2 protein-coding genes and 2 pseudogenes are annotated in these 5,823 nt (G+C 61.4%); all 4 read right to left on the bottom strand.

All coding sequences use genetic code 11. From position 1 onward, the window contains the following. Positions 1-99: 99 nt before the first annotated feature. Positions 100-909: a glucose-6-phosphate dehydrogenase (NADP(+)) gene (locus JCM25156_RS30965; protein ID WP_407637117.1), complete on the bottom strand. Its 810-nt coding sequence runs from the start codon at positions 907-909 to the stop codon at positions 100-102. Continuing rightward, positions 819-1,501: pseudogene (locus tag JCM25156_RS30960) on the bottom strand (hypothetical protein). The gene JCM25156_RS30965 and the pseudogene JCM25156_RS30960 overlap by 91 nt, the downstream one beginning before the upstream one ends. Before the next feature lie 237 nt (positions 1,502-1,738). Then, a complete protein-coding gene (gene gnd, locus JCM25156_RS08580) occupies positions 1,739-2,740 on the bottom strand; it encodes a phosphogluconate dehydrogenase (NAD(+)-dependent, decarboxylating) (protein WP_025812775.1) in 1,002 nt (333 codons plus the stop codon). A gap of 129 nt (positions 2,741-2,869) precedes the next feature. Then, positions 2,870-5,720: pseudogene (locus tag JCM25156_RS22835) on the bottom strand (bifunctional transaldolase/phosoglucose isomerase); the annotation flags it as partial. Positions 5,721-5,823 lie beyond the last annotated feature (103 nt).

Below are 5,823 nucleotides of genomic sequence, written 5' to 3'. Positions count from 1 at the left end.
CGAGGCGTATGTCCGTGCCGGGCACGGCTGGTGTCCGTGTTGATGTCATGTTCCGTTACTCCCCGATCCCTGTATTTTTGTGGGTGATGGCGCGCATTGTCATGATCCGATCTTCAGCCAGTGGCGATGGTCGCGCGCCAGCAGGTCATCGGCGGCTTTCGGCCCTTCGGACCCCGCCGGGTAAAAATTCAGGGTCGCGGGATCCTGTCCCCATTCCAGCGCGGGCTGGACGACGCGCCATCCGGCCTCGATATTGTCCGCGCGCTGGAACAGCGTCGCATCGCCGATCATGCAGTCATAGATCAGTGTCTCGTAGCCGGTGCTCGGCCCTTCGTGAAACCATTCGGAATAATCGAATTTCATCCGCACCCCGCCCAGATGCACGGTGGGGCCGGGAATCTTGGCAGAAAACTGCATGGTCACCCCTTCGGTGGGCTGGATATGCAGCATCATGATGTTGGGCGTCAGCTTATCCACGGGCGTGTCACGGAACAGCGCGTAAGGCGCGGACTTGAAATGGATCGCGATCTCGGTCTTGCGCGCGGCCAGCCGTTTGCCGGTACGCACGTAAAACGGTACGCCCGCCCAGCGCCAGTTATCGATCTGGAGCTTCATCGCGGCGTAGGTTTCCGTGCCGGAATGGGGGTCTACACCCGGTTCCTCACGGTATCCGGCCACGGGCTGCCCTTTGATCCTGCCCGCGGTATACTGCCCCCGCACCACGTCGTGACGCTGGAGAGTATGAATGGCCTTCAGCACCTTGGTCTTCTCATCACGCACGGCGTCGGCATCGAAGGAGATGGGAGCTTCCATCGCCGTCATGGCCAGAAGCTGCATGACGTGATTGGGCACCATGTCACGCACCGCGCCCGTGCCTTCGTAGAATTTGGCGCGCTGTTCCACGCCCACCGTCTCGGCGGCGGTGATCTGACATGGTCGATATTGTCGCGGTTCCATAGCGGCTCGAAAAACCCGTTGGAAAAGCGCAGGGCGAGGATGTTCTGCACCGTTTCCTTGCCCAGATAATGATCGATGCGATAGATCTGGCGTTCATCCAGATTCCGCAGCAGGCGCGCGTTCAGCGCCACGGCGGAAGCAAGGTCGCTGCCGAAAGGCTTTTCAATGATGACACGACGGAAGACGCCGCCGGTTTCGCGCGCCAGTCCCGACTGCCCAGATGATCGACAATCGTGCCAAAAAAACGTGCGGCGACCGCAAGGTAGAAGATGCAGTTCCTGTTTGCGGTTTTCTTGGCAAGGGTGTCGTAGGTCGCCCCGTCCTCGAATGAACCACGGACATAATCGATGCGCGACGCCAGGTGCTCCCATACATCCCCATGCAGCGTGACGGCCTCGGTGCCGCGACTGGTTACGAAATTTTCCAGGGAGTCATGAAAACCCTGACGCAACTGGTCGGCCGATATGTCCGCCCAGTCCACCACGATGATCGAGAAATCATTATCCAGCAGTCCCGCGCCCGCCAGATTATAGATTGCGGGCACCAGCAGCCGATGTGTCAGGTCGCCCCCGCCGCCGAATATGACAAATACGCCGGTGGCCCACGACGTGGCATGTTTTCATGCCGCGTATCGTCAATCTGCGAGGACGCGGATGCAATAATGCTCTCCATCTTGCTTCTCCCTGAACTTTTTTAAGGTGTAAAACCCGGCCGGACCGCCCGTGGTCATTATGGCGCCAGCATGGTCATGCCGGCCGGGTGCGTTATCAGGCGCGCGGCATCAGTTGTTCGTGCCTTCGATATGGCCACCAAAGCCAAAGCGCATGGCCGAGAGCATCTTCTCGGCGAAGTTGTTGCCGGTGCGCGAACGGAAGCGCGTGAACAGGGCTTCCGACATGACCGGGACGGGCACCGCTTCCTCGATCGCGGCTTCGATGGTCCAGCGTCCCTCGCCGGAATCCGCCACGTCGCCCTTGTAGTTGGACAGGTCGGGATTGCCCGCCAGCGCGCGGGCCGAAAGATCCAGCAGCCACGAGGACACCACGCTGCCACGCCGCCAGACCTCGGCAATGTCGGTCATGTTCAGCTCGAAACGCTGGTCTTCGGGCAGTTCGGTGGAGTTCTTGGACTTCATGACATGGAAGCCCTCGGCAAAGGCCTGCATGATGCCGTACTCGATACCGTTATGGACCATCTTCACGAAATGGCCGGAACCGGCGGGGCCGCAATGCAGGTAGCCCTGTTCGGCGCGGGGATCGAATTCCGGCTTGTCACGGTTCGGCGTGCGCGGAATGTCACCGATGCCCGGCGCGAGCGCGGACAGGATGGGATCCACATGGTCGGTGGCGTCCTTGGTGCCGCCGTACATCATGCAGTAACCGCGCTCCAGCCCCCACACACCGCCCGACGTGCCGACATCGATATAATGAATGCCTTTCGCGGCCAGTGTGGCGGCGCGGCGGATGTCATCCTTGTAAAAGGAGTTGCCGCCATCGATCAGGATGTCATTATGGCCCAGCAGACCGCCCAGTTCCGCCACCGCGGTTTCGGTCACATGGCCCGCCGGCAGCATGAGCCAGATGATCCGGCGGCCGGATGTCAGTTTGGACACCATGTCCTTCAGGCCGGATGAAGCAATGGTCTTTCCGGCCACGGCCTGCGCGCCCACCTTGGAAATCACGGCCGGGTCACGGTCATAAAGCACCACATCGTGCCCGTGGCGTGTCAGGCGCGTGGCGATGTTGCCACCCATTTTACCCAGGCCCACTATACCAATCTGCATAACTCTCACTACTCCCGCTGCGGGGCCGCACCCCGCGCTTCAGCCGCGCGCGGCTGGTAAAAAAACAGGCCCCGTCATGACCCGATGGACATGACGGGGCTGGTCCGGTCGCCGATCAGACCGCTGCCTGATGGCCTGCGCCAGTTTCTCAAGGCCGGATTTCAGGTCTCCGTGGATATGTACGCGCAGGACACGACGGCCCCGTTCGCCCAGTACCTCCAGATCGCCACGCGCCTGGGCTTCCTTCACGATGCTGAAGGTATATTTCTCGCCCGGCACCGGCAGGTTGAGCGCGTCATCGCAGGTGATCTGCACGAACACCCCGCTGTTGGGGCCGCCTTTGTAAGCCTGACCCGTTGAATGCTGGAAACGCGGGCCGAATTCGGCCGCCGTGGCCAGTTTCAGCCCGTCACGTACGTCAAGACGCACTTTCTGGAGCCATTCGCGCGTTGCCGTATCCCGGTCGATATAGGCCAGCAGCGCCACGTAATCGCCTGCCCTGCCCCGGGCGAAATGGGCCTTCAGGATACCTTCCGCCGTCTTGCCGCCCTTCAGCGCCGCCGCGTTCTTCGGGTCGGCATAGAAGGCGAAGCTTCCGTCCTTCGCGAAGGTTCGTACGGCGGCAGCCTGCCGGTCTCGTTATAGGCGGTGGTGATCTTCTTGGTCTCGATCTTCGATGCCTCGACATCAGGCTGGTTGAAGGCGTTGATGCCGATGATCGAACCGGCCACGGCGGTGGCGAACTCCCAGCGGAAGAACTCCTCGGCAATCTGGTATCTGTCGTGCAGTTCAATGGTTACGACAGGCTCACCCGCCGCGATCAGCTTCCGGAACGCCTCGTCCTGCTTCTCACACGGTTTTTCGCTCAGGCGCAGGTAAATGAAGACACGGTCCTTGCCATAAACCGTGGCCGGGCCAGCCGTTTCGCCATCAATGGGGATCAGGCCCTTGCCGTCCTTGCCGGTTGATTCGGCAAGAAGCTGCTCCAGCCACGCGCCCATGTCGTAAATGGCGGGGGAGGCAAGGAGTGTCACCTTGTCACGACCGAACGAACGCGCGGCCACGCCCAGCACGCTGCCCAGCACCACGCCGGGGTTCTGCGCCGGCGGCACCGAGGCGGCGCAGGATTTCTCGCCACGCAGGCTGAATCCAGCAGCCGTTTGAGCGGAAGACCGGCGACAGCGGCGGGCACCATGCCGAAATCGGACAGTACGGAGTAGCGGCCACCGATCTGCTTGTCACCGTAGAAGATTTTCCAGAATTTATCCTTCTTCGCCACGTCTTCCATGTGGGAGCCGGGATCGGTCACGGTGATGAAGTGCGATCCCGCCCTGTCACCCAGCACCTTTTTGGCCTGATCGAAGAAATAGGCTTTGAGGATGTTCGGCTCCAGCGTGCCGCCGGACTTGGACGAGACGATGAACAGCGTCCTGGAAATATCGATCCTGTCCTGGAAATCCCGGATCTGCTGCGGGTCCGTGCTGTCAAGGACGTACAGGTGCGGGAAGCCTTCATGCTTGCCGAATGTCACGGACAGGACTTCAGGCCCAAGGCTGGATCCCCCCATGCCCAGCAGCAGCGCGTCACGGAAACCGCGCGCCTTCACCTCGGCCTGGAATTCCTCGAACTTCGACAGGGCAAGACGCTGGTCGTCAACAATCGTCAGCCATTTCAGCCAGTTCGCTTCGTCACGGCCGGTCCACAGCGTGGCATCCTTCGCCCACACACGGCGGACATTGCCAGCCTTGCGCCATACTTCCAGTTCGTCCTTGACCGCCGCATCAAGGCTGGCGGGCAGGTTCAGCGTGGTTGTGGTGACCTTGCGCCCCAGAAAAGCCGCCTGCTTGGCCGCGATCGCGCCGAGCAGGGCGTCAAACGCATCCTCGAAACCACGCACGCCCTCATCCACCAGGGTCCGGGTCACGCCATCCAGATCAAGGCCAAGGCGGCGGGCTTCGTTGATGACCTTGTGGGCACCCGCCAGATCCTGTGTCAGGGTCTCGGCCACCCTGCCATGATCGCGGAAGTCATCGAATGTCGCGGGCGGAATGGTGTTGACGGTCTCGGGGCCAATCAGCCCATCCACATACAGCACGTCACTGAAGGTCTTGTCCTTCGTGCTGGTGCTGGCCCAGAGCAGGCGCTGCGGCATGGCGCCGGCCTTCGCCAGTTTCTGCCACCGCGCGCTCTTTACAATGGTCTGCCAGTATTCATAGGCCTGCTTGGCGTTGGCGATCGCCACCTTGCCGCGCAGGGCCTTCAGGCTGGCAGCGTCCTTATCGCCCGCCGCCACACGGTCATCGATTTCCCTGTCAATCTTCACATCGATGCGGCTGACGAAGAAGGAGGCGACACTGGCGATGCCCGCGACACTTTCGCCACGCGCAAGGCGGTCTTCCAGCCCGGCGATATAGGCTTCCACCACCTTCTTGTAGGCGCTGAGCGAGAACAGCAGCGTTACGTTGACATTGATGCCCGCCGCGATGGCGGCATGGACCGCAGGCGCGCCTTCATCCGTTCCGGGAATCTTGATCATGAGGTTGGGCGCGTTCACGGCCAGCCACAGCCGCCGGGCTTCCGCAATCGTGGCGCTGGTGTCGCGCGCCAGATAGGGCGAGACCTCAAGGCTCACATAGCCATCCACCTTCCGGGTTTCCTCATAGACCGGATACAGCACTCTGGCCGCGGCGCGGATGTCATGGATCGCCAGTGTTTCATACAGGGTTCCGGCGTCAACGATCTGGTGCTCAAGGATCTGACGGATCTGGGGGTCATAATCGGTTCCATGGCCCATGGCCTTCTGGAAGATCGAGGGGTTGGAGGTCACCCCCTTCAGCCCGTCTTCGTCCACCAGCTTTTTCAACTGGCCACTTTCGGTATAGGAACGCTGGATGAAGTCCAGCCAGGGGGACTGGCCATAACGGGCCAGTTGCTTCAGCGGGTTCGCGGCTTCGCCGGTACCGGCTTCATATGCTGCCATGATCTGTTTCCTCTGTATTTTCATTTTCCCGGACCATCATCGCGCGGGGAATGCGTGATGGCGGCCCGGTCGTGTTGCGGTCATGCGTGCCGTTCAGCGCGCG

It is taken from the genome of Komagataeibacter kakiaceti JCM 25156, from assembly GCF_000613305.1.
The sequence above is the reverse complement of the archived record's forward strand: the minus strand, read 5'-3'. Positions and strand labels throughout refer to the sequence as shown.